The 26,193-nt window shown below is 62.0% G+C and carries 24 protein-coding genes and 1 pseudogene; 20 read left to right on the top strand and 5 right to left on the bottom strand.

Annotation, left to right across the window (positions count from 1 at the left end):
- From Q4P21_RS10120 to Q4P21_RS10110, 3 genes and pseudogenes are all read left to right on the top strand, one after another.
- A pseudogene (locus tag Q4P21_RS10120) lies at positions 1-345 on the top strand (hypothetical protein); the annotation flags it as partial.
- Positions 346-348: 3 nt separating this feature from the next.
- Positions 349-1,176 (top strand): endonuclease III, encoded by an 828-nt coding sequence (gene nth / locus Q4P21_RS10115; RefSeq protein ID WP_303388651.1) that lies wholly within the window; start codon positions 349-351, stop codon positions 1,174-1,176.
- 71 nt (positions 1,177-1,247) lie between these two features.
- On the top strand, positions 1,248-1,868 hold the full coding sequence (locus Q4P21_RS10110; protein ID WP_303388652.1) for a CoA pyrophosphatase: 621 nt from the start codon (positions 1,248-1,250) through the stop codon (positions 1,866-1,868).
- Between the two features lie 39 nt (positions 1,869-1,907).
- Here Q4P21_RS10110 and Q4P21_RS10105 read toward each other — a convergent pair whose 3' ends face one another.
- Positions 1,908-3,632 carry a bifunctional 3'-5' exonuclease/DNA polymerase gene (locus Q4P21_RS10105; RefSeq protein WP_303388650.1) on the bottom strand — a complete coding sequence of 575 codons (1,725 nt, stop codon included), beginning with the start codon at positions 3,630-3,632 and terminating at the stop codon, positions 1,908-1,910.
- Between the two features lie 130 nt (positions 3,633-3,762).
- Here Q4P21_RS10105 and ssd point away from each other — a divergent pair, with 130 nt between their 5' ends.
- The 7 genes from ssd (at position 3,763) to Q4P21_RS10070 (ending at position 9,427) form a co-directional block, all read left to right on the top strand.
- Positions 3,763-5,022 (top strand): septum site-determining protein Ssd, encoded by a 1,260-nt coding sequence (gene ssd, locus Q4P21_RS10100; protein ID WP_303388649.1) that lies wholly within the window; start codon positions 3,763-3,765, stop codon positions 5,020-5,022.
- Positions 5,019-6,278 (top strand): TadA family conjugal transfer-associated ATPase, encoded by a 1,260-nt coding sequence (locus Q4P21_RS10095; RefSeq protein ID WP_303388648.1) that lies wholly within the window; start codon positions 5,019-5,021, stop codon positions 6,276-6,278. The genes ssd and Q4P21_RS10095 overlap by 4 nt, the downstream gene beginning before the upstream one ends.
- A 452-nt stretch (positions 6,279-6,730) precedes the next feature.
- The gene (locus Q4P21_RS10090; protein WP_303388647.1) at positions 6,731-7,156 is read left to right on the top strand and encodes a type II secretion system F family protein; all 426 of its coding nucleotides are present in this window, start codon (positions 6,731-6,733) and stop codon (positions 7,154-7,156) included.
- A 221-nt stretch (positions 7,157-7,377) separates the two neighbouring features.
- On the top strand, positions 7,378-7,773 hold the full coding sequence (locus Q4P21_RS10085) for a type II secretion system F family protein (RefSeq protein WP_303388646.1): 396 nt from the start codon (positions 7,378-7,380) through the stop codon (positions 7,771-7,773).
- Between the two features lie 236 nt (positions 7,774-8,009).
- Positions 8,010-8,327, top strand: coding sequence for a DUF4244 domain-containing protein (locus Q4P21_RS10080; protein ID WP_303388645.1), 318 nt, complete (start codon positions 8,010-8,012; stop codon positions 8,325-8,327).
- Between the two features lie 67 nt (positions 8,328-8,394).
- Positions 8,395-8,985, top strand: a complete 591-nt coding sequence (locus tag Q4P21_RS10075) for a TadE family type IV pilus minor pilin (protein WP_303388644.1) — start codon at positions 8,395-8,397, stop codon at positions 8,983-8,985.
- Positions 8,972-9,427 carry an Rv3654c family TadE-like protein gene (locus Q4P21_RS10070; protein WP_303388643.1) on the top strand — a complete coding sequence of 152 codons (456 nt, stop codon included), beginning with the start codon at positions 8,972-8,974 and terminating at the stop codon, positions 9,425-9,427. The genes Q4P21_RS10075 and Q4P21_RS10070 overlap by 14 nt, the downstream gene beginning before the upstream one ends.
- 3 nt (positions 9,428-9,430) lie before the next feature.
- On the opposite strand, the gene Q4P21_RS10065 is transcribed toward Q4P21_RS10070, so the two are convergent.
- On the bottom strand, positions 9,431-11,761 hold the full coding sequence (locus tag Q4P21_RS10065) for a DEAD/DEAH box helicase (protein ID WP_303388642.1): 2,331 nt from the start codon (positions 11,759-11,761) through the stop codon (positions 9,431-9,433).
- A 24-nt stretch (positions 11,762-11,785) separates the two neighbouring features.
- Entirely contained in the window at positions 11,786-12,499 is a 714-nt protein-coding gene (locus Q4P21_RS10060) for a GNAT family N-acetyltransferase (protein WP_303388641.1), read from the bottom strand.
- A gap of 79 nt (positions 12,500-12,578) precedes the next feature.
- Between Q4P21_RS10060 and Q4P21_RS10055 the strand changes: the two genes are divergently transcribed.
- The 5 genes from Q4P21_RS10055 (at position 12,579) to Q4P21_RS10035 (ending at position 17,413) form a co-directional block, all read left to right on the top strand.
- Positions 12,579-13,472 (top strand): rhodanese-related sulfurtransferase, encoded by an 894-nt coding sequence (locus Q4P21_RS10055; RefSeq protein ID WP_303388640.1) that lies wholly within the window; start codon positions 12,579-12,581, stop codon positions 13,470-13,472.
- Between the two features lie 37 nt (positions 13,473-13,509).
- On the top strand, positions 13,510-14,016 hold the full coding sequence (locus Q4P21_RS10050; protein ID WP_303388639.1) for a tetratricopeptide repeat protein: 507 nt from the start codon (positions 13,510-13,512) through the stop codon (positions 14,014-14,016).
- Positions 14,017-14,029: 13 nt separating this feature from the next.
- Entirely contained in the window at positions 14,030-14,584 is a 555-nt protein-coding gene (locus Q4P21_RS10045) for a DUF421 domain-containing protein (protein ID WP_303388638.1), read from the top strand.
- 167 nt (positions 14,585-14,751) lie between these two features.
- Complete coding sequence (locus Q4P21_RS10040; RefSeq protein WP_303388637.1) at positions 14,752-16,821, top strand: chloride channel protein; 2,070 nt, start codon at positions 14,752-14,754, stop codon at positions 16,819-16,821.
- A 199-nt stretch (positions 16,822-17,020) separates the two neighbouring features.
- The gene (locus Q4P21_RS10035; RefSeq protein ID WP_303388636.1) at positions 17,021-17,413 is read left to right on the top strand and encodes a glyoxalase/bleomycin resistance/extradiol dioxygenase family protein; all 393 of its coding nucleotides are present in this window, start codon (positions 17,021-17,023) and stop codon (positions 17,411-17,413) included.
- Positions 17,414-17,544: 131 nt separating this feature from the next.
- On the opposite strand, the gene Q4P21_RS10030 is transcribed toward Q4P21_RS10035, so the two are convergent.
- Positions 17,545-17,862 (bottom strand): YrhK family protein, encoded by a 318-nt coding sequence (locus Q4P21_RS10030; RefSeq protein ID WP_207345417.1) that lies wholly within the window; start codon positions 17,860-17,862, stop codon positions 17,545-17,547.
- A gap of 9 nt (positions 17,863-17,871) precedes the next feature.
- Positions 17,872-18,303 (bottom strand): WYL domain-containing protein, encoded by a 432-nt coding sequence (locus Q4P21_RS10025; protein WP_303388635.1) that lies wholly within the window; start codon positions 18,301-18,303, stop codon positions 17,872-17,874.
- On the opposite strand from Q4P21_RS10025, the gene Q4P21_RS10020 reads away from it, so the two are divergent.
- The 5 genes from Q4P21_RS10020 to Q4P21_RS10000 all read left to right on the top strand — a co-directional run.
- On the top strand, positions 18,302-18,463 hold the full coding sequence (locus Q4P21_RS10020; RefSeq protein WP_303388634.1) for a hypothetical protein: 162 nt from the start codon (positions 18,302-18,304) through the stop codon (positions 18,461-18,463). The genes Q4P21_RS10025 and Q4P21_RS10020 overlap by 2 nt on opposite strands.
- Before the next feature lie 365 nt (positions 18,464-18,828).
- A complete protein-coding gene (locus tag Q4P21_RS10015; RefSeq protein ID WP_303388633.1) occupies positions 18,829-20,466 on the top strand; it encodes a methyltransferase in 1,638 nt (545 codons plus the stop codon).
- An 82-nt stretch (positions 20,467-20,548) separates the two neighbouring features.
- Complete coding sequence (locus Q4P21_RS10010) at positions 20,549-21,298, top strand: MgtC/SapB family protein (RefSeq protein WP_303388632.1); 750 nt, start codon at positions 20,549-20,551, stop codon at positions 21,296-21,298.
- Between the two features lie 125 nt (positions 21,299-21,423).
- Positions 21,424-24,186: a type I DNA topoisomerase gene (gene topA / locus Q4P21_RS10005; RefSeq protein ID WP_303388631.1), complete on the top strand. Its 2,763-nt coding sequence runs from the start codon at positions 21,424-21,426 to the stop codon at positions 24,184-24,186.
- Between the two features lie 269 nt (positions 24,187-24,455).
- On the top strand, positions 24,456-26,193 hold a 1,738-nt coding region (locus Q4P21_RS10000; protein WP_303388630.1), incomplete at its 3' end, for a family 20 glycosylhydrolase.

The raw sequence follows: 26,193 nt of genomic DNA, 5'->3' as shown, positions 1-26,193 counted from the left end.
GCTAAGCAGAGCGGTGCGAAGCAGGGTAGCGCTAAGCAGGGCAGTGCAGCCGCCACGACGCTGAATCCGCAGGTGGCAGGAACTGCGAAGGAAAGCATCGGAGCCACCGTCAACCCGAGGTCCACGGCTGCACCCATCAGCGTTGAACCGTTCTGGTTTGCCGTTGACCGTCCACAAAACGTGATTGACGAGAAGACCCGAAAATTCCTTTTCAAGCTGGTTCCCGGTACCTGGATCTTGGCCCTTGAGGACCGCGGAAACAGTTTCATCGTGCAGGACAGCCACGGCAAGACAGGTGTCTTGCTCGATCTGGTGGGGATAGAGCGCGCTTCGGACAGCCAGTAGCCCATGGTTGTTGTTGCGGGGGAAACGGCGCTGGGACGCAAGCGCCGGGCCCGGAAAATCAATCGTGAGTTGGCGCAGCTGTACCCTTATGCCCACGCCGAACTTGATTTCCGGAACCCGTTTGAGCTGCTGGTTGCCACGGTGCTTTCGGCACAGACCACCGACATTCGCGTCAACGCGGTCACGCCCGGGCTTTTTGCCAGGTTTCCCACAGCCCTGGCGATGTCCCAGGCGCAGCAGATTGAACTTGAAGTACTGGTCAAATCCACCGGATTTTACCGGGCCAAGGCCACAAACTTGTTGGCACTGGCCACGCGCCTGGTTGATGAGTACGACGGCGTGGTGCCAGGTTCCCTCGATGCTCTCGTCACGCTGCCCGGAGTTGGGCGAAAGACTGCCAACGTGGTGCTGGGCAATGCGTTCGGGGTACCGGGCATCACCGTGGACACACACTTCATTCGCCTAGCGCGCCGTTTTGGCTGGACCGAGTCCACTGATCCGGTGAAGATTGAGGCGGATGTCGCGGCCTTGTTTGAGCGCAAAGACTGGACGATGGTTTCACACCGCGTAGTTTTCCACGGACGTCGGATCTGTCACGCCCGCAAGCCCGCGTGCGGTGCCTGCCCCATTGCACACCTTTGCCCGTCGTACGGGGACGGTGAAGTGGATCCGGTGAAGGCTGCGAAGCTGCTCAAGTACGAGCTGGCACCCGGGCAGGAGGAACTGCTGGCGCGCATGCTGGCTGACGTGGGCAATGCGGCCCAGTACCGTCAGGAGTCCCAACGGGCGGCCCGAACCGCTGAATTAGAAGCCAAGAACGTCAAGCAGTGAGCGCCTACACAGATCTGGTGGCCTTGGCAGAAAAGGCTGCCTTGGGTGCGGCACTCCTTGGCACCAAACGACTGGGGCGCCCCTCCGATTGGCAGCCGCCGGTGGATGGTGCCACAACCCGCAAGGCGGCCGTGCTGATGTTGTTTGGCGCACTGGACGACGTGCCAGCCGCTTCGGCCAAGCCGTTGGTGTCGGCTGATCTGGACATCTTGCTCATTGAGCGCGCCACAACTCTCACGGACCACCCCGGGCAGGTTGCCTTTCCTGGTGGAGGAGTGGAGCCTGATGATGCCTCGATCATGGCTGCAGCCTTGCGGGAAGCGCAGGAGGAAACCGGACTGGACCCGTTGGGGGTTGACGTCCTGGGTCTGCTGCCTGATGTGCCCCTGCCGATCAGTAATTTTTTGGTCACCCCTGTGCTCGGTTGGTGGTCCAGGCAAAGCCCCGTCGACGTCGTCGACTATGGCGAGTCGGCTCAGGTTTTCAGAGTGCCAGTAAGGGACCTGCTGGATCCTGAAAACCGTTTCACTGCTGTTCTGGCACGTGAAGGCCACAACTACAAAGGGCCGGCATTTGTGGTCAATGGTGTGGTGGTGTGGGGCTTCACTGCTGGGATACTGAACTACGTTTTTAACGATTTGCAGTGGGCAGTGCCGTGGGATGAGCACCGGGAAATCCCTGCACCCATCTAGCTGGCACAGAACCCAACCGGGCGGGGCAACGAAAAACCCTTATTTTGCGTCGGCATAGCATTGCACAACACTGACATTGACAGGAAATTCCAGCGGGATCCTGCCAAAGATCAATTCCGTGGCTGCCTGTGAGGATTCGTGTACCAACCGAGTGACTTCCTCTACCAGAGGAGTGGGGCAGTGGACCATGACTTCGTCGTGTAGGAAGAACACCAGCTGAGGGGTGCCGTCCACCTGCACGCCCCCAACCTCGGGCGAGCTGGCCGCCAAGGCCCGGAGCCGGCGTCGTAATTCAGCCAGCCAACAAAGAGCCCATTCGGCGGCTGTTCCCTGAACCACGAAGTTGCGGGTGAAACGACCTCGGGAGCGGGCAGAGGACTCTGCGCGGCGTTGTTCCTCGGCAGAGGAGCTGCGCTGGCCGTCGTGCCACTCCTGAGTGGTGGGAGGTGTGCTGCGCCCGAGAAAGGTGCTCACACACTGGCCACGTTCACCTGCACGGGCGGCTTGTTCCACGTAATCCAATGCGCGGGGGTACATGCGGGCAAGTTGTGGGACCAGCCTGCCTGATTCCCCTGTGGTAGAGCCGTAAATGGCACCTAACAACGCAATTTTAGCCATGCTGCGGTCACCGCCAAAGCCTTGGGCTGCAATGCCGGCGTAAAGATCCGCGTTCGCACCGCTCGGGTCCTGGCCTGCTGCGGCCATGGCCGTGTCCTGGGCCAGTGCAGCCAGGACACGGGGCTCGAGTTGGGCTGCATCGGCCACAATCAAGGTGAATCCGGGGTCCGCGACGGCTGCGCCCCTGATCTGTGCCGGAATCTGCATGGCGCCGCCCCCACGGGAAGCCCACCGCCCCGAAACCACCCCGCCCACCACGTATTCGGAATGAAAACGACCCTCCCGCACCCACTGGCGAAGCCAATTCCAGCCGTTGGTGGTGAAAAGTCGGCTAAGTTTTCGGTACGCCAGCAGGGGTTCGATGGCAGGGTGCTTGAACTCCATCAGTTCCCAGCTCCTGGTGGATTTCGCACCGATCCCGGCCTTGTGCAGCGCCCGGATCAGATCCTGCGGAGAGTCCGGATTCAATGATGGCGCGTTCAAGGCCGTGCGCAATTGTGCCGCCAGCGTCTCCATCTTTTCCGGGTGGGCATGGTTGACGGGTTCCGGGCCAAGCAGATCATTGAGCAGCCTCCTGTGCAGGTCTTCCCTCCAAGGGATGCCTTCATATTGCATCTCCGCAGCCACCAAAGCACCTGCAGATTCTGCAATGAGTAAAAGTGTGAGCCTGGCAGGGTGGGTGGACGAAGCAACGGCAGCTTTTTGGGCACCCAGTTCCCGGGCCACGGTGTCGAGATCCCAAACCTGCGGGGTGGTGGCCGGGGCGTCGAATAGGCTTTCCTGACCGGCACCGGCTGTACCCCAGATGGAGGTTTGGCGGGCCGGATCGGCCTCACGTGGCAAGGCGGTGGCCTGTTCGCGGTAACCGCTGGCTGCGGCAAATTCGGAGTGCAGCAGAATGCTTTGGCACAAGGCCAGGTCATGGCATTTTTCCACCCGTACATTGGTGGCCAGCAACTCCGGGTACCAGCTGGCAGCCCTGTCCCACACCCAGCGAGGATGGTGGGCCGCCTCAGTCTCACGCACGGCTGATTCCAACGCGGCATGGGTGACTGTTCGTTCATTCGATGCTGGTGTGCCGTCGTCATGCCTGAGCTGGATCACGGCGGTGGAAGCAGCGGAGCCCTTGGCCAACAATGCGTACATAGTTTCTATTCTCCACTGTGGGCCCGACGAATGCCTGCCTATTCCTCCACAGCCTTCACCAACATCCAACTTCTCCACCTTCGGGCTATGCACGATGGAGTTGCTGCGAAGGCAAGAGCACAGTTGAGCCATGAGACACAGCCAGATCCCTTCGCCCGGCCCGGCAGTGGCACCGTGGCTGCCGCACCGAGACACCACGGTTGTGCTGCTCTCGGCGTCCGCAGAGCTGCAAGGGGCCGTTGGAAAGGTCAGTGCAGCTGCGGCTGTTGAACTGTTGGTGGGGCAAGGCCTGGAACAGGTGGAGGGCAGGTGGGATGACGTTGCTGCTGTGCTTTTCGACGCGGAGGTACTCTCCGGTGCAGCCATTGATGCAGGACTCGCAGGATGGCGCGGGCCTACAGCAGTGGTGGGCTTCCACGCGGACGCGGCGCAGATGTGGCAGCAGGCTGAGCGGATGGGCGCCGACAGGGTGGCCATTTTGCCTGATTCAGCGCCGTGGTTGGCCAATTACTTGAGTTTCTTGCGCAATCCCGTCGCCGGTGCGGGAGTGTTGGGCGTTGCAGGTGGCTGTGGCGGGGCTGGGGCATCCACGCTTTCCATCTTGATTGCTGCAGGGGCTGCGGCGGCTGGCACCCGGACGCTGCTCGTCGACGGCGACCCTTGGGGAGGTGGATTGTGCACCGCGTTGGCGGCCGTGGACGTGCCTGGCCTGCGCTGGCAGGAGCTTTTGCAGGCCTCCGGTGCGATCAACCCGGAGCATCTTGCCGTGTCCCTGCCGCAGCTGGGCCACCTGTCCCTGCTTTCCTGGGGTAGCGGTTTTCAGCAGGAAGCCGCCGGACCCATGCCACCCGCAGAGCCCTGGGCGGCGGCATCCACCAGGTCAGCGGAAGGGGTGCGAACGGCCCGAGTGTGGAAGGACAGGAATGCTCGCGCCGGGCCGGGATCCGGGCCACGCTCTGCGGCGGGGGAAGTCATGCGGGCTGCTCGTGGGGCGTATGGCCTGGTGGTGGTCGACTTGGGCCGCAACCCTGAAGCGTTTGCGGAGCTTGCCCCGCAATGCAACGGCTTGGCCGTGGTGATTCCAGGCCGTGTTCGGGCTGCAGCAGCCACCTTGCACATGCTGGCGACCATGGCACCCATGCCCACTGCCGCCGTCGTGCGTGGGCCACTGGCGGAGGGGCTTGATGCGGCCATGGTGGCTGCTGCTGTCGGGCTGCCTCTGGTGGGTTGGGTTCCTGCGCTGCGTGGTGTGACTGAGGCGTTGGAAGCCCAACGCCTGCCAGAGCTCCTGCGGAGACGACCGGTGCGAAGGCTTGTCTCCAATGTCTTGGAATGGATGGCCGGGGAGTCCGCACATGACGCACGGACTGTGGACAGGAGGCTCCCATGAGCATGCAGCTGCCCAACGGGGGCGTGCGCAGTCCCTGGGACGGGGCAGTCGATTCACAGTTGCTCGAGGCTGTCCGGCGCAACGTTTTGGCGCAGCCTGGTCCGGTGACGGAGTTGCAGGTCGCAGCCGCTGTGCGGGAAAGCGGACGGTTACTGGGGGCGGCCGGCTCGCTCGTGGCCATGGAACGGATCGCCGCCGAACTCAACGGGCTTGGCCCCCTCCAAGGTCTGGTGAACGATCCAGCCGTCACAGATATTTTCGTCAATGCACCTGATTCGGTGTGGCAGGACCGTGGGGCCGGACCGGAACTGGTGCCTGTGGGATTTACCAATGAGGGTGAGCTCCGTGCCCTTGCAGTGAGGCTCGTGGCCAGTGGCGGACGCAGGCTGGATGAGAGCAGCCCGTGCGTGGATGTGAGAATTTCCTCCGGGTACAGGGTTCATGCTGTGCTACCGCCCATTTCAACCACCGGAACGCTGTTGTCCATCAGGATTAAGCGTCGAACTGTGCTCACCCTTGCCCAAATGGTCGAAGCAGGCAGCGTGGAACCTTTGATGGGACAGGTGATGGTCGCCGTCGTTGAGCGAAGGCTGAACTTTCTCATTAGCGGCGCAACTGGGGCTGGGAAGACAACGCTGCTTTCAACCCTGCTGGGATTGTGCCCGGCCGTGGAACGGTTGGTGCTCATAGAGGACGCGGCTGAGCTGGAGCCGGAGCACCCGCATGTGGTGACACTTGCAGCCCGCCATGAAAATGCCGAAGGGGCCGGTGCCTTGGATCTGGCGGAACTGGTGCGCCAAGCACTGCGCATGAATCCGGGCCGGTTGATTGTTGGCGAATGCCGCGGCAGCGAAGTGCGTGAACTGCTCATGGCGATGAACACCGGCCATAGCGGAGGTGGGGGAACCATCCATGCCAACAGTGCCGGTGACGTGCCAGCGCGTCTGGCAGCCTTGGGTGCGCTCGCCGGACTGAGCCCCGAGGCAGTTTTTCTGCAGGCCGCCAGCGCACTGGACGTGGTCATCCACCTGAAGCGCACAAACGGTGGTCGCGTTGTCGCAGAGATTGCTGCGGTCGATTTACGCGAAGGCCGGATGAAAGTGGTGACGGCTCTTTCCCGACACGCAACGCCGGAGGGTGCCATCGAATTGGTGCAGGGACCCGCCTGGCAGGCACTGGCTGAAAAATTGAGGTTGACGCACGACGACGTTCCGCTCGTTCCCGATGCAGCCCACCACTTCGAGGTGCCGACATGAGCGCATTATTGGTCTTCGCACTGGCCGCCTCAGCTTGCTTTCTTGCTGTCCTTGGAGGCTCAACGTGGCGTGTTCCCCGTCTTGGAGGTGATGGAAGTGCTCGCAAAGCAACCGGCCGTACCGGATTGAACGTAGCCGAATCGCTCCCCCGACTGGTTCGGCAGCTAGCGTCGCTGTTGGCTGCGGGCCGGTCGGGGCCCATGGTGTGGGGAGCCCTGGCCCAGGTGCTGGCGATGCAACAGGCACGGAGTCCCACAGTCAGCCCTGCTGTTCCAACGTTCCGGACGGATGGGAGGGCCGTTGGCATGCCCGGCGATGCCGTCCTTGTGCTGGTGCTTGCCGTGCAGCGGGCAACGTTGATGGGGATGCCCACTGCAGCAGCCATACGAAATTCCTGCGGTATGGCAGCCGTACCTTCTGGCCTAATAAGAATTCGCGGGCGTGGGTCGGGCATGACGGCGGAACAGCACAGAATGTGGCTTGATGTGGCTGCCTGCTTCGAAGTGTGCGAGGGCAGTGGGGCGCCCGTCGCCGCAATCCTTGACCGCCTTGCGCAGGCCATCGAGGCTGAACAGGATGCTGTTGCGTTGCGAGAAACTGCGCTCGCAGGACCACGCGCAACAGTAAGGCTCTTGAGCTGGCTGCCGTTTATTGGGCTGGGGCTGGGTATCGTCATGGGAGTGGACCCGATCGGTGCATTACTGGGCAGCCCGCTTGGCTGGGCGGTGCTTGCCGCAGGTGTCATGTTTTCACTGGTTGGAAGGATCTGGTCTGCGCGGATGATCAATGGTGCTGCTCGTCCTCCAGAACTCACACCGAGGCAAAGTGCGGCGGCTAACAAGCTGAAGAGAGCCTTCGCGTCCGGCCGGGGGTGGTGAGCATGGCCGCAGTGTTGGTCTTTGTATTGTCGGCTCTGGCGGTTTTGAGCATGTGGGGCGGACCTGCCGGGATGGACGGTGGAGGCTTGGTTGCGTGCGCACAGCGTCGTAGCACGAATCCCGGAGGCCGAACGGCAGCTGGGTCCGCGATTGGCTCAGGCCGCGCAGCGACGCCTAGTCCGTCAAGCGGAGTTGCCTCAGTCCCGCTGCTGCTTGAACTATTGGGAACTGCATTGGAATCAGGGCTCACCGTTCAAGGTGCCCTGCGGGTGGTGGCAGGGGTGGCCGAGCCAAGAGTTCGCGGGTGCTTGCTGCAGGTGGTGGCCGGTCTGGAGATTGGTGCGTCCTGGGATGACTCTTGGGACGGCAAGCTGCTGCGCGCAGACATGATCCAAATCCACGACGCCTTGAGTTTCGGGGCGCTGACAGGGGCCTCAGTGGCCCCGCTGCTGTACGCCGAAGCACAGCAGTGTCGGCGGATGGCTGGCCGCTTTGCGGAGAAGCGTGCAGCTGCGCTGGGCGTGAAGCTGGTGCTGCCTTTGGGACTTTGTGCCTTGCCAGCTTTTATCGCTTTGGGTGTTATCCCTGTGGTGATGGCCATGATTCCGCAGTTCTAGGTCCGCATGGGTTCCTCCACAAGCACGGCTGGCCGCAGGCTCTTCCACGAATCAGCAAAGTGGTCTTTCGCCAGCGCTGGACAAGGACAAGAGTTGATTCATCAGCTTGGGCAAGGACGCCGGTTCAGTGTGAACCGACGGCCGCATGTGGGCCCGGGCGGTACCGATGCCGGGGACTGTGCAACTGTCCTTGGCGGGTCTTCCGGCTCAGGAGGACCCTGAACCAAGGAGTCGAAATGAACAGCAGTGAAGCTGTACAGGAAATCAAAACCGGCACGCACTGTGCCACGGACACCGGCAACATTCGGGAAATCTTCCCCGGAGCAAGCCGGAGCACACCCGTACGGAACCATGGCGGCAGAGCCCAAGCTGGCAGCCGTCGGTCACTGGGGCGGCGGGCCAGGGTGGGAATGGAAAACGGTATGGCAACTGCTGAATATGCCATCGCTACGTTGGCTGCCGTGGGGTTTGCCGGACTGCTCGTAGTGATTCTCAAGAGCGATGAAGTCCGCGGCTTTCTGCTCAATGTCATTCGCACGGCATTGAGCTTTTAGCTAGTACCTCGAATCGGGGCAAGGGATCATGCGACGGCCACCTGAGTCAGCGGAGGAGCTGAAGACTGTGAAGAGACAGAGGCTCACTGATGTCCATTTTTATGGGCTGCGCAGGGTGGGGGCCGTGCGAGGATCCGTGACCGCCGAACTGGCAGTGGTGCTTCCTGCCGTGACAGTGCTGGTGGCATTGCTGATGCTCAGCGTTGCTGCGGGCATGCTCCAGCTGCGGCTGGAGGAGGGAGCCAGAGCGGGTGCAAGGGCGCTGGCGCGCGGTGATTCGTCGGCGCAGGTGCTCGAACTTGTGGCAACCGTGGCCGGAGGAGCTGCCGTCGTTTCGTTGGGAAGTTCGGGCGGTTATGCGACCGTCACGGTCCAAGGCCGGGTGGGTGGGGTGCTATCAGGGCTTGTGCCTTGGACGCAGTCCGCACAAGCCAATGCCCGCGTTGAATCCACCCGAAAATTGCTGGAGAATCAACCGGCGGCTGGCCCATCGCCAGGCGTGGATTCAGACTTCGGTGCCATGCCGGTGCTGCGAGGATTTGCCATACACAAGTCGTCGCTGTGGCGATGGGCGCGAACTCCCGAGTGCCCGATCGCAACTGGTCAGTGCTCGGCCAGCGCGATGAGTTGGAGGGGAGCGCTGCATGTCCACGGATGAGTCGGGCGCGGGGACCATGCTGGCTACCGGTCTGGCCTTGGCTGTGCTGCTCCTCATGGCTCTGCTGCTAGGACTTGGCCAGGCGGCCGCTGCAGCCGCGCGGGCGGCGACCGCTGCGGACTTGGCAGCCCTTGCCGCCGCCGACGCCTACAGGGGATTGAGTCAAGGAGCGCCTTGCCAGCTCGCCGCAGAAGTCTCGGAACGGAACGGGGCAACATTACACGAGTGCACGCTGGCAGGAGACCGCTCTGTCCAAGTGAGAGTTTCTGTTGGTACTTCGCTGCCGTGGCCGGCACACGGCAGTGCGAGGGCAGGCCCTCCGCCGGATACCGTTTACCCGGTTAGTGTGTCGGCGTCGCTGATTGCTGTCAGCAGCGATTGGCTGGACCGTCCGTTGACTTTACCCATGGCTTTTTGGACACTGCCCGGACTTGCCATCTGAGTGTCAACGTGGTGCGTTGTTGAGTAGGACCTTCAGCAACAGGACTGCTCCCGCCTTGTCGAGGGGGTTGTTTTTGTTGCCGCATTTGGGGGACTGCACGCACGAGGGGCAACCGGAGGGGCATTCACAAGCCTGAATGGCTTCCATGGTGGCCTTGAGCCAGGTTCTGGCCATGTCAAAGCCGCGCTCAGCAAAGCCAGCCCCGCCGGGATGGCCGTCGTAAACGAAAATTGTGGGCTGGCCGGTGTCGGCGTGCATGGCCGTGGAGACACCGCCGACATCCCACCTGTCGCTGGAGGCCACTAAAGGCAACAATCCGATGGCTGCGTGCTCGGCAGCATGCAGGGCGCCGGGGAATTGCGGTTCAACGAGTCCGCCAGCCAACAAGGTGGCGTTGTCGAGGGTGAACCACACCGCTTTTGTGAAGAGGTCACGGGCTTCCAGTTCCAACGGTTCTTCGCCGAGAACTTCGTTGGACATCACGGCCTTGCGTTGGAAGGACACCACTTGGGTGCGCACCTGGACGGGACCAAAATGCATTTCCACCGGTCCCCAGAGCTGATGCTTCGTCGACTCAAGGACTTCGATCTGGGTGACGTCACGGGCAGTGGTGTAAAAGTCGGGAGTACCCCGGCGGACCAAGGCACAATGCTCGGCCTCATTGAGTTCCAGCACCATGTAGTTCGTACCCTGATGGACGTACACGGCACCAGTGTGAGCCTGGTAATGGGACTGCGGTGATCCCATGGTTCCCAACAGGGCTCCGGTGTCTGCTTCGATGATGTTGATGGGCCCACCACCATCTTCACGCAGGTTCACCATGGCTGCGGCACTTTGCGGATGGGTCCAGAACCAGCCGCCCGGGCGCTTGCGCAGGTACCCCTGTGCCACCAACTGATCGAGCAGGGCTGGTGTGCTGGTGTCGAAAATGTCCAAGTCCTGGTAGGTGATGGGCATTTCGGCGGCCGCTGCACACAGATGCGGACCCAAAACATAGGGGTTGGCGGGGTCGAACACCGTGGCTTCCATCGCCCTGTCAAAAATGGCCTCAGGGTGGTGGACCAGGAACGTGTCCAGAGGATCGTCGCTGGCAACGAAAGCGGCCAGCGCGTCCTGGCTGGCCCTTCCGGCTCGGCCAATCTGTTGGAAAAAGGAAGCTCTGGTTCCCGGCCAGCCAGCCACCAAAACAGCATCCAAGCCGGAAATGTCGATGCCCAGCTCCAAAGCGGAGGTGCTGGAAACCCCCAGCAAGTTCCCTGCACGGAGAGCTGCCTCCAGTTCTCGGCGTTCTTCAGGGAGGTATCCCGAACGGTAGGCAGCCACGCGTGGGGGAAGGCTCGGATCGACGTCTTCCAACAGGCGTTTCGTCACGGAAGCAATGGTTTCGGCGCCGCGCCGTGACTTGATGAAGGCGATCGTCCGCACGTGCGCAGAAACAAGGTTTGCCAGCAGATCAGAAGTCTCAGCAATCGACGTTCGCCGGGTTTTGGCTCCATTCTCGCCGGCAAAATCCGTTAGTTCCGGTTCCCATAAAGCGACTGTGGTGGCCCCGTGGGGGGAACAGTCCTCGGTCACGGTAGTGACGGGTGCACCAATCAGGCGGGCAAAGGACTCGCCAGGGTCCGCAGAAGTGGCGGACGCCCCAATAAACACGGGAGTGGAACCATAATGGGCGCAGATTCTCCGCAGCCGGCGCAACAGTACCGCCACATGTGAACCAAAGACGCCCCTATAGCTGTGGGCCTCGTCGATGATCACGTACTGCAGTCGTCTGAAGAAACGCGCCCACCACGTGTGGTTGGGCAACACACCAAAGTGCAGCATGTCGGGGTTGCACAGGATGAAGTTGCTGTGATCGCGAAGCCAGCGCCTGTCACCCGGGGCCGTGTCGCCGTCGTAGGTGGCCGCGCGCAAGGTGGGCAGGTGTAGTGAGTTCAGTGCTGCCAGCTGGTCTGCCGCCAGTGCCTTGGTGGGGGAAAGATACAGGGCAACGGCGCCTTCGGTTTCAAGCAGGCCGGGGTTCTCGTTCACTTTTAGCTGCGCCCTGTGAACCGCATCAATGGCTGGCAATTGGTAGGCCAGGGACTTGCCGGAGGCTGTGCCGGTGGCGATGATGGTGTGGCGTCCCTGGTGGGCGGACTCGGCCCCTTCGACCTGGTGGCGCCAAGGCTGGTCCACCCCCAGAAACGAGTAGGCCCGCACTATGTCAGGGTGCACCCATTCCGGCCACGGCGCATTGACTGCCTGCCTGGCCGGAATGTTGTGGACATGTTGCAGTTGCGGAGGGTTTGTTCCCCCGCCCAGCAGCGAGATCAGCGAATTATTGGGTGACACCCCATCATTGTGCCACCGTGTCCATCACAGCTTGGCCATCTCCGCGAGCCGTTCCTTGGGTACAAGAACCGTGACCGGGCTCAGGCTGCGCCAACCAAGTTTGGAATACAAGCGCTGGCCGCTGGTGCTGGCCAGCAGCAAACCCGTGGTGATGGGGTAGTCAAGTGCTCTAGCTGTCAGCGTCTTCATCATCAACATGCCGAAGCCGCGACGGCGGTGGTCCACATGGGTCTGCAAGTCATCAAAGATCGCGTATTCACCGTAGATGCCCACGCTGCCACTGGCCAGCACCGCGTGGTCCTTGATGATGGCCACAGTGAAACGTGCATGACAGGGGGATGCACTACGTTTCCCTCCCATTTTCCTCACCGTCAGCGACAACTCAGGGTCGCCCAGGAATGGATCTTGGTTGTCCTGGGTCTCCATGGCGCAAGCCATCAGATGTTCAGAGTTGGAAACCATTCCCATTCCTGACTGATGAGCCAAATCGACATAGCCATGAATATCTGGTCCGATGACGCACAGCGCTCGTTGGGCGGACTCCGTCACTTCCGCAGCAACGGTGGCGAATGCCGCCGGTGTCGGTGCGGCGGTGAAGTACTCCCAGTCGCCGGTGCTATCCAGGCGCAGGGCTGCACAGAAATCGGGTCCAGAGCGGCTTTGATAGCTCCGCAGCGCACTCCAACCCGTGAACCATGCTGCTGCGTGGGCTGCAAGCTCCGGGGAACCAACCATCATGTCTCCAGCCTATGTCCGGATAGCGGGAGCGAGCACCCAAAAGCTGAAGCATTTGTTTGCACAACGTAGGCTTTAACACGTGGCTTTGAACAAAATTGTGCTCTTTTACGGCTTTACCCCTCTCAGTGATCCGGAAGCGATCAAGCTTTGGCAGCGCGCACTGTGCGAAAAGCTCAACCTCAAGGGGCGGATCCTCATCTCCAAGGACGGTATCAACGCGACCGTCGGCGGCGACATCAAGGACCTCAAGCAATATCTAAAAACCACCCGCGAGTACCCGGGCTTCAAGAACATTGACATCAAGTGGTCCGACGGCACAGGCGAGGACTTCCCACGCCTGAGCGTCAAAGCCCGTGAGGAAATTGTCAGTTTTGGTGCCCCGGGCGAACTCAAAATTGATGAGAACGGCGTGGTGGGCGGCGGCACACACCTCAAGCCCGAAGAACTTCACGAGCTCGTCGCCGAAAAGGGTTCCAAGGGTGAAGAAGTGGTGTTCTTTGACGGCCGCAATGCCTTTGAAGCCCAGATTGGCAAGTTCAAGGACGCCATTGTCCCCGACGTTGCCACCACCCATGACTTCATCAAGGAACTGGACTCCGGCAAGTACGACGACCTCAAAGACAAACCAGTTGTCACCTACTGCACCGGTGGCATCCGCTGCGAAGTCCTCAGCTCCCTTATGGTCAACCGTGGTTTCAAGGAGGTTTACCAGATGGACGGCGGCATAGTCCGCTATGGCGAAACGTTCAAGGACAAGGGCCTCTGGGAAGGCTCGCTTTACGTTTTCGACAAGCGTATGCACATGGAATTTAGCGACGAAGCCAAGGAAATCGGCCACTGCATCCGCTGTAACAATCCCAGCAACAAGTTTGAAAACTGCTCGAACCTGAGCTGTCGCAACCTGAACCTCTACTGCGCCAATTGCGCCAGCGCCCCGGGAACGCTGCTCTGCCCCCAAGGCTGCACCGCCTGACTGCTCCCCCTTTACCCTGCGTGGGAGAATGGGGGTCATGACTTTGGACCACGAGCTGGACCGTATCTTCACTGACCGGGACCGGGGCAATATGCAGCCCACGATCGACGCTTTGCTGCTCATCCATGCGTCCCATTTCGATAATGCCAGGGTGCTTTACGAAGTAGGCGGTGCTTACGACACAGCAGGTATGGAAGAAACGGCGCGGGGATTCTACGAGAGCGCTCTTGCAGCCGGGTTGGCGGATGATCTGCTTCGCCGGTGCTACGTTCAGTACGGATCGACACTTAGAACCCTGGGCGAGTACGAGAATTCACGAAAGGTTTTTGCAGCAGCCCGCAAGAAGTTTCCCGAATCCGCTGCGTTGCGAGTTTTCGAAGCCATTACCCTTCATGCCGCCGGGTTGCCCAACGATGCCTTTGCGTCACTGCTTGATGTGGCCGTGGACTTGGTTCACAGTCCCGATCTTGATCGATACAAATCTGCTATCAGTGGCAACGCGGCCCACATTCGCTCTCTTGACGGAAGCGAAGCAGGTTCCTGAGGAAGGTATCACCATGTGGAATGATTTTGGATTGACTTGGGGCGATGCGGCCCGTGTGGTGCTCTCCGCTGTTGCGCTCTACGCCCTCGTGCTGCTGCTGATCAGGTTCATGGGACAACGTACGATGGCAACCTTGACCAGTTTTGATCTGGCCGCGGCCGTGGCGCTCGGGGCCGTCGTCGGACGCGCAATCCTGGGCTACACCCCCACACTGGTGGCCGGCGCCCTGGGTCTGGTCACGCTGCTGGTGCTGCAGGCACTCACCGGGCAGTTGCGCCGCTTCCCCAAGGGCCATGCGGCGGTCAATAACAGCGCATACCTACTCATGGCGGGGAGCGAGTTCGTTGCGGCGAATCTGCGAAGAACCCATGTCTCCGAGGCCGAGATCACTGCCCGGCTGCGTCTGGCCGGCATCCGTAGCCGCACGGAAGTTGCCTGCGTGATCCTCGAGTCAACAGGAGAAATCAGCGTGCTGCGCTCCGACCTTCCGATCGAACCCGAGTTCCTCAAGAACGTGAAAGGAGCGGAGCTGGTGCCAGCATCGTTCCTGGCTGTGACCGGTTACTGACCTGCCACTAGCACCCCTACCGGCAGGCAGCCCGGGTTTAAAACCCCGCCGGACCAAGGCTGCACGGAGGCCGATTGAGACTATCCTTGATACCAAGGAGATCGCATGCGAAGAGCCCTAGCAATGAGTGCCAGCGCGCTGCTGGGCGCTAGGCTGCACCGACAGCGATGACGACGGTTAGCGCTCCACGCCTGAGCATACGTGTGCGATTGCGTGGTGTTGGCGCTGGCCTCGGCAGGTGGGTCAGCCATGCAGGATACCTGCAGAAGTGGTTGGTGCTGGGCACCTTTATTGGCATCATCGCAGGCTTGGGTGCCGTTGCATTTTACTCACTACTCCGCTTGGCAAGTCACGTTTTTTTGGGCTTGATCGGCGGATATTTCGTCCCACAACCTGCGGCCGAAGACGGTTTTTTGGGTACCCCGAACTTCCCTACATGGTGGTTGATCCCCATAATCGTGTGCTTGGGCGGGTTGCTGTCCGGCGCGATCGTGTACCTTTTTGCCCCCGAGGCAGAAGGCCACGGGACCAATGCCGCCATCGACGCGGTGCACCGCAACCCGCGCATGATCCGTTCCCGCGCCGTGATCGTGAAGATGATTGCATCCGCCATCACCATCGGGTCGGGCGGATCAGGGGGCCGGGAAGGCCCCACGGCTCAGATCTCCGCCGGGTTCGGATCATTGCTGGCCCGAACCCTGAATCTGTCACCGGAGGACGGGCGGATCGCTGTGTCCATGGGCATCGGCTCCGGCATCGGGGCAATCTTCGGTGCGCCGTTGGGCGGTGCGGTGCTAGCTGCCGGCATCGTATATCGTGAGGATTTCGAGGTCAAGGCCCTCGTTCCAGGCCTGATCTCGTCAAGTGTCGGCTACACGGTGTGGGGACTGTTTCAGGGCTTCACGCCCTTGTTCGGCTACTCCGCCTCCAACTACCGCTTTGATCAGCCGATCCAACTGCTGTGGTTCGCGGTGATTGGAGTCGTCGCCGGTCTCGTGGGTCTGGCGTACGCGAAGTCCTATTACTCGATTGCAGGATTAAGCAAGCGGTTGCAAGTGCCCAGAATGTTGCGTCCCGCGATCGGGGGACTGGCCGTCGGACTGTTGGCGCTGGCTGTCCCGCAGGTGCTGGGCACCGGTTATGGCTGGGTGCAGCAGGCCCTGGATCGCTCAACGCTGATGGCGCTGCCGCTATGGATCGTGCTGGTGCTGCCGTTCGCGAAGATCCTCGCGACGTCGCTGTCAATCGGAACAGGCGGATCAGGCGGAATTTTCGGCCCCGGCATTGTGATCGGCGGCTTCGTCGGTTCTGCGCTCTGGCGGCTGGTGGAGCCACTGGGACAGGGCATGGGTGTGCCGCTCTCCCCGGCCCCGTTCGTGATCGTCGGCATGATGGCGTGCTTTGGCGCCATTGCCCGCGCACCTCTCGCCGTCATGTTGATGGTCGCGGAAATGACCGGGACCCTCACGATCCTCGGGCCGGCCATGGTGGCTGTTGGCATCGCCTACCTGATGGTGCGCCGCACGGATGCCACCATTTACCGCAGTCAGCTGCTTGATCGCACCGAGGCGCAATCGGCGCGGCTGCACATAGGCCTACCTCTTCTGGGCCGCGTAGGGGTAGCCGAAGCCGCCGTCAGCCCCCGCGTGCTCCTGACCACCGACATGACAGTCTCCAACGCCATCACTCGGTTGGAGAGCGCGTTCGTGCCAGGGGCGCCCGCCGTCGACACCGACGGCCGCTTCCAAGGCACTGTCGATATGGCCGTGTTGCGCAAGCTCACCGCAGCTGATGACACGACTATTGAGCGGTGTGTTGATGCTGCAGCCCCGACTGTGTCAGACGGCGCCGACCTGGGCGAGGCTATCGACGCCCTGCCGGAGGGACACGGGTGGCTGACCGTGTTGGACGACGAGCATCGCGTCAGCGGAATCCTCGCCATCGGCGATGTGGTGCGTGCCTATCACGCAACCCTGCGTTCCGATGAGCGGATCGTGGCGCAAGTCAGCGCTGACTCCGGGATCACGTACATCAGGATTGCACCGTCCTCCCCGTTGGCAGGACATACGCTGGCCGAGCGCGGCTTGCCCGACGGCGTCATCGTGCTGTCTGTGCGGCGTGGAGAAGAGGCTCTGCTGGCTGCGGGATCCGTGGAGTTGTGTGCGGGCGACCTTGTCTCGGTGCTGGCCCCTGTTAACATGCTCGCCGCCGTCCGCGCGCTGCTTGCACCAGGGTGACAGGGTTCGCCCAGAACGGTGCAGGGGAAAGACATCCTGCGCCCTATCCGCGTCGAGTGGGCCGATGCGATCCAACCGAGGACTCTCCGACCGAGGATTCTTCAACTGGGCTCGGGTTCGGCGCTAGCCTCGCAAACCTTCCGAGGGTTGGTCCGCTGACGCGAAAAAGTTGGAATTGTTGTGCGAAGGAGATGGAACAATGCCCACCACGCCAAACATCACGCCGATCTTGGTTTATGCCGACATAGAAGCTGCCCTGAGCTTCCTCGTCGAGGCCTTCGGCTTTGAACCGGGCCCCCTCCACCGCAGCGACGACGGCCAGGTGGTCCACGGCGAGGTCTACGCGAACGGCGGACCAATTTGGTTGCATCGGGAAACCCCTGAGCATGACTTGTCCTCACCCCGCTCGCACCAACTTGCCTTCGGTGGGCTTGCCATCCTCGTCGAGGATGTCGACACACATTATGAACGTGCCCGTGCTGCGGGGGCCATGATCGAGCAGATGCCACAGGACCAGCCCTACGGGCGTCGCGAATACGGCGTCCGCGACCGAGAAGGCCATCGCTGGTGGTTCGGGACCGAAGTTGAGTAGGGAACGGGCGAGCCAGTACCCCAACTCAACCTGGACCTGATCAAGGTCACACCGGTGCGGGCTGATCATCGATGCCGAGAAGCCCACCGACCTCGATGCCGACGCCTCCATGGCACGGACGTAGCTTCAGGCTAAAAGTCGTGGCCGCCGTCGCCAATTCCCGGGAGATCCGGATGGTAACGGCGCAAATGCACCCTCCGCGTAAAGCGGATGGCCGGCCGGATCAGCATTTCTATGCTGCCCACCACGAACAGCCATGTACCGACATTGGTTAGTGACGGAGAAAAGAAGAAGAAACTCCCCACCAGAAACCAACACCCGATCAACAGATCGTTCACGATGCTGATCGTTTCGTAGCGCTGGCGAATGATGAGTTCTTCATGCCCCAAGTGCAGAATCAACGGGCCGCTGGACGTTCCGCCATCATCTCGATCAGACGCTGTATCCATAGGCCAACCCTACCGTGGACATTGTCCGACTGCCGTTGGAATTTGCGAGGATGCCGGCGCGTACAGGTTCACGAGTTCCGCGCCCAAGCGGACGAGATGGGCTTTGACGTTCTCGGGTTCCAGCACCTCGACTGCGCTGCCCCAGCCAGCGAGTTGCTCCGCGATCGACAATGCCATGGACGCGGTGACTCGCATGCGCACACGCCCGTCCTCATCCACGACGTAACCCCACTCCCGTGACAGTTCGAAAGCATCAGGCCGCTGAGCAGGTAGTTGGGTAACAATTACTGCAATGATGCGGTCAGCCTCACCCCATGGCGCGGGGTTGAATGCGGCGGCGGTGGCGGCGGGGGCCTCGTGCTTGTGGTTACCGACGCGGCGAACCGGCAACTCGTCAAGACACCCGTCAAACCACCGCCCCGAGCAAAGGACAAAAATCATGTTTCGAGGAATCGCTACCGTCAGCTTCTCTGCAAATGACGTATCGGAGGCAGCAAAGTGGTACACGAAACTGCTGGCCGCAGACCCGTTCGGCAACACCCCGGGCATCATGCATAATCCGCATTACCGGGGAATCCAAGTGCAGCGGAACCCGTCGTGAACGCCATGGAACCCACTCAGGGAAACCCGCGGCGCCCATCCCGGACGGTCGCGCAGAAAATGGGGATAAAGCCGGGAAGTCGAGCATTCCTGATGGCAGCCCCGCCGTCTGCCATGGAGGCCATACAGTTGCCACCGCTGGAAACAGCAGCCGAAGTCAGCGGTGAGTTTGGCTACATGCACCTATTCACCACAACGCAAGCCGGGATGAGCGAGGCTTTTCCCGCTCTGAAGGCGCACCTGGCGCCGTCGGGGATGCTGGGGGTGTCCTGGCCTAAAGCAAAGCAGCTCGGCACTGACCTCACCCTTCCGGCGAGCTCGCCGCCCCGTCATCTAGAGCCACACCGGACTCGTTAAGCTAGGTGCATGACTGATTTCTCCACTGTGCCCGACGCCCCGCGCAGCGACAACCCGGACCTCCTGACCGCGCTGGCAACAGACCTGCTGGCCCTTGATTACACGGTCGACGGCGTGGCGGGGCTCCTCGGCGAGGAAGCCCACCTGGCGCTGGGCCGGGACCAAACGGTGCCGGCCGTGCTGGTGCTGCGCGGGCGCACGGAGCGGCTGGCCGCCGTCGTCCGATTGTGGCTGCTGGCGCACAGCATCCCCGCCCGGGAACTGGCCGCGGCACTGCCCAGCCTTGACATTGCAGCGCTGACGGCAGCGGGACTCATTGAAGCGGTGCCCAGCCCCGACAACACCCCTGCAGACATGGTGCGCGCCGCTGTGGACCTGCGCCCTTACGGCTGGCCCGCCGATGAGCAGGGCGGGGAAGACACCAACCTGTGGGTGGCCAGCGATCTCGGCGCCCACCAGCGTCCCGGCGTGCTGCGCCACGACCACGTCCTGGGCATCGGGCAGGCATCACTGACGCTGGCCCAAGGGACCATCCGGCGCCCGGTGGACCGCGCCCTGGACATGGGGACCGGCTGCGGCATCCAGCTTTTCCACCTGCTGCATCACGCAAAAACAGTCGTGGCCACTGATATTTCCGTGCGCGCCCTGGCATTCACGCGCTTCAACCTGGTCCTGAACGCCCCGGCGCTGGGCCTGAGCGCGGCCGACTTCGACCCCAACACCACCAGCCCGCGCGTCTCCCTGCGGCTGGGCAGCCTGCTGGAACCCGTGGCCGGGGAGAGCTTTGACCTGGTCGTCTCCAACCCGCCCTTCGTCATCACGCCCAGGCACCGCGGCGAACACAGCGCCGATCAGTTCACCTACCGCGACGGCGGACTGGCTGGGGACGCGATCGTCGAGAGCCTGGTGCGCGAACTGCCAAGCGTCCTGGCCCCCGGCGGTATCGGACAAATGCTGGGGAACTGGGAGATCCGGACAGCCAAGCACGACGCCGGCGGGCCCGGTGAGTGGTCGGCCCGCCCCCGGCAATGGGTTGCCGAAGGGACGCAGGCGTGGTTCATCCAGCGCGAGCAGGTCAGCCCCGGCAGCTACGCCGAAACGTGGCTGCAGGACGCCTCCCAGGGACGGGACTCGGACGCCTACGCTGCCGCCTACGAGGACTACATGCTCGATTTCGCCTCCCGCAACGTGGCCGGCGTGGGCTTTGGCTACATCCTGCTGCGCCGCCCCGCCGCGGGGGAGACGGCCCAGGAACCCCGCTTCGAGGAAATCCTGTACCCCATCGAACAACCCGTGGGCCCCCACCTGGCAGCCACCCTGGACCGTGAAACCTGGCTCGAAGAGCGGGAATCCATCATGGATGAGCTCCTGGTGGTGGCCCAGGACGTCACTGAGGAACGCCACCAGCGCCCGGGGGCCGAACATCCGGGGGTGATCCTGCTGCGGCAGGGCGCCGGGCTGCGCCGCACAAACCTGCTCAGCACCGAACTGGCCGGGTTCGCCTCCGCCAGCGACGGTGAACTCACGGTGGGGCAGTTGATCGGTGCGCTCGCAGTCCTGTTGGAACGCCCCGACGCCGAGTTTTCCACCAACCTCTACGAAGAGGTGTGCAATCTGGTCAGGGACGGCTTTCTGCTCCCTGCCTGAACCTGAAGACAGCCAGCGGAATCAAATGTCTGGTGGGGGTTGTGTGGTGCGGGTACCGTGGGAGCAACGCTGAGGAGGCCGCATGGTCCTGGGAAGCAACGCCCCGTGGTGGGCCATCCTGCTGTGCCTGCTGGCCGCCGTCGTGCTTCCGACCCTGATTGGGCTCGAACGGCAGGTCAACAACAAATCCGCTGGCATGCGCACTCACGCCCTGGTCGGTTTGGGTGCGGCGCTGTTCATGGTGGTCAGCAAATACGGCTTTTCCGATGTGCTGGATGCGAATCTTGTCGTCCTGGATCCTTCCCGGGTGGCCGCCCAGATTGTGACGGGCATAGGCTTCATCGGTGCCGGCCTGGTGTTTGTGCGCCGGAACAAGGTGCGTGGGCTGACCACGGCTTCCTCGATCTGGCTCACGGCCGCTGTGGGATCGGCCGCCGGGGCGGGACTGGTGCTGCCTGCGGCGTTTGTCACAGGCGCATATTTCCTGGTGGTTGTGGTGTATGCCAGGATCATTGCCCGGCTGCGGATGTCGGGCCGGCGCTACCATGCCCTGCAGGTGACCTACGAAGACGGGACAGGCGCGTTGCGGGAAATCCTGCAGAGGTGCACGAGCCTTGGCTTTCAGATCCAGGGCTTTTCCACCCAGCCCCTGGACCACTCAGGCAATGGCGTGCTGGGCCGGGGCGTGAACGAGGAAAACAGCCCCAACGGAGCCAATCTTGTTGAAGTCGAGTTGGAAATCGAGGGCCTTGCACCACGCGGAACGCTCCTGCAGGAGCTCTCCACACTGACCACCATCAAGGCCATTTCCTTTGACGACGAGAACGAATAAACGCCGTGTTCGGGTCCTGATTTTTGCCCTCGGATTTCTGCGCAATACGCGTTCACGGCGAAAATATGGTGAACTAGGCTCTGGGGGACGCCGTTCGACCCCCATTCATTCCCTGTAGGAGTACCGTGCCCAGCAAGGCAGCAGCCAGCAAGCCCAAGACCGGCAAAAAGCTCGTCATCGTAGAGTCCCCTGCCAAAAGCAAGACCATCGCCAAGTACTTGGGCGAGGGGTTCGTCGTCGAGGCTTCGATCGGTCACATCCGCGACCTTCCGCAGCCTTCCGAGCTCCCAGCGGAGCTGAAGAAGACCTCGATCGGCAAGTTCGCCGTCGACCTTGACCACGATTTCAAGCCGTATTACGTGATCTCGCCGGACAAGAAAAAGAAGGTGGCCGAGCTCAAGGCGCAGCTCAAGGACGCCGACGAGCTTTACCTCGCAACTGATGGGGACCGCGAAGGCGAGGCCATCGCGTGGCACCTGCTCGAGGTGCTCAAGCCGAAGGTGCCCGTGCACCGCATGACGTTTGCGGAAATCACGAAGGAATCGCTGCAGCGCGCCATGGGAAACCTGCGCGAACTGGACACCGACCTGGTGGATGCGCAGGAAACCCGCCGCGTCGTTGACCGCTTGTTCGGCTACGAACTTTCCCCGGTGCTGTGGCGCAAGGTGGCCCCGAAGCTGTCCGCCGGCCGTGTGCAGTCCGTGGTGACCCGCATGGTGGTGGAGCGCGAGCGTGAGCGCATGGCGTTCCGGTCCGCGAACTACTGGGACCTGGCCGGCACGTTCACCCCGGAAACCGGTGAGAAATTCAACGCCAAGCTGGCCTCCGTCGACGGTCTGCGCGTGGCCTCCGGCCGTGACTTCAGCGACAAGGGCGAGCTGACGGGCAAGAACGTCACGCACTTGGACGAGGTGGCCGCCAAGGCCCTCGCCACGGCGTTGCAGGACGTCCCCTTTGCTGTCCGCTCAGTGGAGCACAAGCCCTACACCCGCCGTCCGGCACCGCCGTTTACGACGTCGACCCTGCAGCAGGAAGCCGGGCGCAAGCTGCGCTTCACCTCCAAGTCGACGATGTCAACCGCCCAGCGCCTGTACGAAAACGGTTACATCACGTATATGCGTACGGATTCATCCTCGTTGAGTGATGAGGCCGTCAACGCCGCCCGCCGGCAGGCCTCGGAGCTGTACGGACCCGAGTTCGTGCCCGCTGCCCGGCGTGTTTATGCCAACAAGAGCTCCAACGCACAGGAAGCCCACGAGGCCATCCGCCCCGCCGGCGACTCCTTCCGCACCCCGGCCCAGGTGGCCAGTGCCCTGCGCGGGGATGAGTTCAAGCTGTACGAACTGATTTGGAAGCGCACCGTCGCCTCGCAGATGGCGGACGCCAAGGGCTCTACGGCCACCATCAAGTTGGGTGCCAAGGCATCCGGCGGTGCTGCCGACGGCAAGGACGCCGAGTTCTCGGCCTCCGGCACGGTCATCACGTTCCGTGGCTTCCTGGCCGCCTATGAGGAAGGCCGCGACGAGTCCCGCAACGACTCCGACGATTCAGACCGCCGCCTGCCCAACGTGAAGGAAAACGACGCGTTGACGGCCGCCGATGTCCAGGCCAACGGCCACGACACCTCCCCGCCGCCGCGCTTCACCGAAGCGTCGCTGACGAAGGAAATGGAAGAGCGCGACATCGGCCGCCCCTCCACCTACGCCTCCACGCTCTCCACCATCATGGACCGCGGCTACGTTCGCAAGCAGGGCTCCGCGCTGGTGCCCAGCTGGATCGCGTTCTCCGTGGTGCGCCTGCTGGAAGTGCACTTCACCGACTACGTGGACTACGAGTTCACCGCCGGCATGGAAACCGGACTGGACCGCATCGCCAACGGTCAGGAGCAGGGCTCGGACTGGCTCAAGCACTTCTACTTTGGTGACGGGGACGACGTCGGGCTCCAGAGCATTGTGAACAACCTTGGCGACATTGACGCTCGCGACATCAACTCGATGCCCATCACCGACACCCTGGTGCTGCGTGTGGGCAAGTTTGGCCCGTACCTGGAAAGCACCGTCCCCACGGTTGACCCCAAGACCGGGGAAATTATTGAGGCCGCCCGCGCCAATGTGCCTGAGGACCTGGCTCCTGACGAGCTAACGCCCGCCAAGGCGCAGGAACTGATGGAAACGGCCGCTCCCGAGGAACGGGTGCTGGGCGCCGATCCGGTGTCAGGGCACACCGTCGTGGCCAAGAACGGCCGCTACGGCCCGTACGTCACCGAAGTCATCCCCGAGATGACGGAAGAGGAAATCGCCAACCAGCCGGTGGAGTACTACAAGAACGGCAAGCCGAAGCCGCCGAAGAAGCCTGTGAAGGTCAAACCGCGCACCGGGTCGCTGTTCAAGACCATGAGCGTTGACACCATCACGCTGGACGAGGCGCTGGCCATCATGAGCCTGCCCCGCGTGCTGGGTGCGGACGCTGAAGGCAACGAGATCACCGTCCAGAACGGCCGCTTTGGGCCGTACCTGAAGAAGGGCTCAGATTCACGTTCCATCGGGACGGAAGAGGAAATCTTCAGCATCACCCTTGAGCAGGCGCTGGAGATCTACTCCCAACCCAAGCAGCGTGGTGCGCGTGCCGCCGTGGCGCCGCTGGCCGAATTTGGCGAGGACCCTGTCTCAGGGAAGAACATTGTGGTTAAGGAAGGACGCTTCGGTCCGTACATCACCGACGGCATCACAAACATCACCGTGCCCCGCGGAACCGAGGTTGAGGATCTGACCCGGGAAACCGCCGTCGAACTGCTGGCTGACAAGCGTGAGCGCGGTCCTGTCAAGCGGACTGCGAAGGCACCGGCAAAGAAGGCCGCGCCCAAGAAGAAAGCGCCGACCAAGAAGTAGAAACTTCGGTTGTTGCATAAAAAGGCCGCACTTTCCGGTGGGGCTTTTTTGTGTGCCGGGAACGGTGCCCTCTACCCGAAAGTGTAGAAAAGTTCAATAAAGTGTGAGTTGACGACATTTGGTGACGGTAACATGTAGTTTTTGTGTGATGGGAACCGTAACATGACTCAGGTAGTCGAACTGATGTGCTTCGAGTCACTTACCTTGGTGAGGGTTTGCAGAGCGTGGTGTTCGAATTCTTCCAATCATTCAATCCTTCATGGGGAGCTATGAACATTCGCCATCGCCCGCGCCGAAAGGCCGTCGCTGCTGCCTTGACCGCAGCTGCCATAACCCTGGCTTCCACAGCCATTGCCCTGCCGGGCGCAAATGCCGCGGTGGCACCGGCCCTGGCACCCGCAGTGCTGGCCGTCGCCGCTCCGTCAGGGGCAGTTCCGGTGACGCCGGCCGGTGCCCCGCAGACCATCCCCGGGCTGTCCACGTGGACCGCAGCAACCGGACAGTTCACCCTGGGCGCAGGAGCCAAGGTCATCGGTGGCAACGAGACGCTGACGGCGGATCTTGCCGCGCAGCTTTCCACGGTCCTTGACCGGGCGGTAGGCGCAGCTGCCACGGGCGCCATTGCCGGGGATGTTGAAGTTGCAGTCGATGCGTCCCGCAGCGCAGCTTTGGGTGAAGAGGGCTATGAGCTCGTTGTCGGCGACACCATCAGGGTCACCGGAGCCACGGCAACTGGCGCCTTCTACGGCACCCAGACGATCCTGCAGCTGTTGGCACTAGGCAACACGGTCAACAGGGGCACCTCCATCGATGTCCCGCAATACCAGGAGCGCGGCGTAGGATTGTGCGCCTGCCAGTTGAAAATCTCCATGGAATCCTTGGAGCGCACCATGAAGGACATGGCGTACAACAAGCTGAACCAGCTGTGGTTGGAAACAAAGTTGAAGTCAGACGCCTATCCCAACGCTAATTTCTGGTCCTATTACACGAAGGCCGAAGCCACCCAGATCAGCGCGTGGGCCAAAAAGTACCACATTCACCTCATCCTGGAGGTGAACTCTCCCGGGCACATGCGTCCTTGGCTCTACAAGTACCCTGAGCTCCAGCTCGTCAACAATGCCGGCGTCAAGAAGGAAAACCAGCTCGACATCAGCAAGCCCGAGGCACTGGAGATGGTGACGAAGCTTGCTGATGAGTACGCCGCGGCGTTCCCGGATTCGCCCTATTGGCACATGGGCGGTGACGAATATATGATCAGCGACAGCTACAGCAACTACTCACAATTCGCTGCCTTTGTCGCCGCCAACCCGGACAAGTTCCCGGCGGGATCCGGCCCCGGTGACGTCTTCATCTGGTTCATGAACCAGGTCAATGCCCATGTCAAGGCGAACGGCAAGACGCTGCGCATTTGGAACGACGGCGTGCCCGCCTCCAGTGTTGTGAAACTGGACACCGACATTGTGGTGGAGCACTGGGTCAACTCAGGCCCAACACCGCAGGCGCTGCTCGATGCCGGCCATGATGTGGAGAACTCCATGCAGGGGCTGTACTTCAACCGTCCGGGTGCCTATAACGTGAACCTGGCAAACCTGTGGAACTCCGGTTGGACACCGCAGAAGTTCGACGGCGGAAGAACAGCCACCGACGTGCCCGGCAAGGGCAAAATTATCGGTGCCAAGCTGTCAGCATGGCCCGATGACACCCCTGCAGCCACGGAATCCATGGTTGAAGAGCAGATGTTCGCTACGATGCGCTTCCTGGCCCAGGCGACCTGGGGTGGCCCCAAACCTACGGCAGACTTTGCAAAGTTCAGCACCTTGACCAACAACTTGGGACGCGCCCCCGGCTACAACAGCTACAACCGCACGCCCGTCGGCAACGGCGGCTATGCAATTTCCACAGCCAACAAGTCCGTCAATGCAGCTGATACTTCCGTTGCCGTGTCCACAGCAGCCAACAAGACGTGGACGCTGGAAGCGACGAGCGACAGCTACTACAAGTTGACTG

It is taken from the genome of Arthrobacter sp., assembly GCF_030540645.1.
Taxonomy (GTDB): Bacteria; Actinomycetota; Actinomycetes; order Actinomycetales; family Micrococcaceae; genus Specibacter.
Note: the sequence above shows the minus strand (reverse complement) of the source record. Positions and strands in the feature narration are given on the sequence as shown.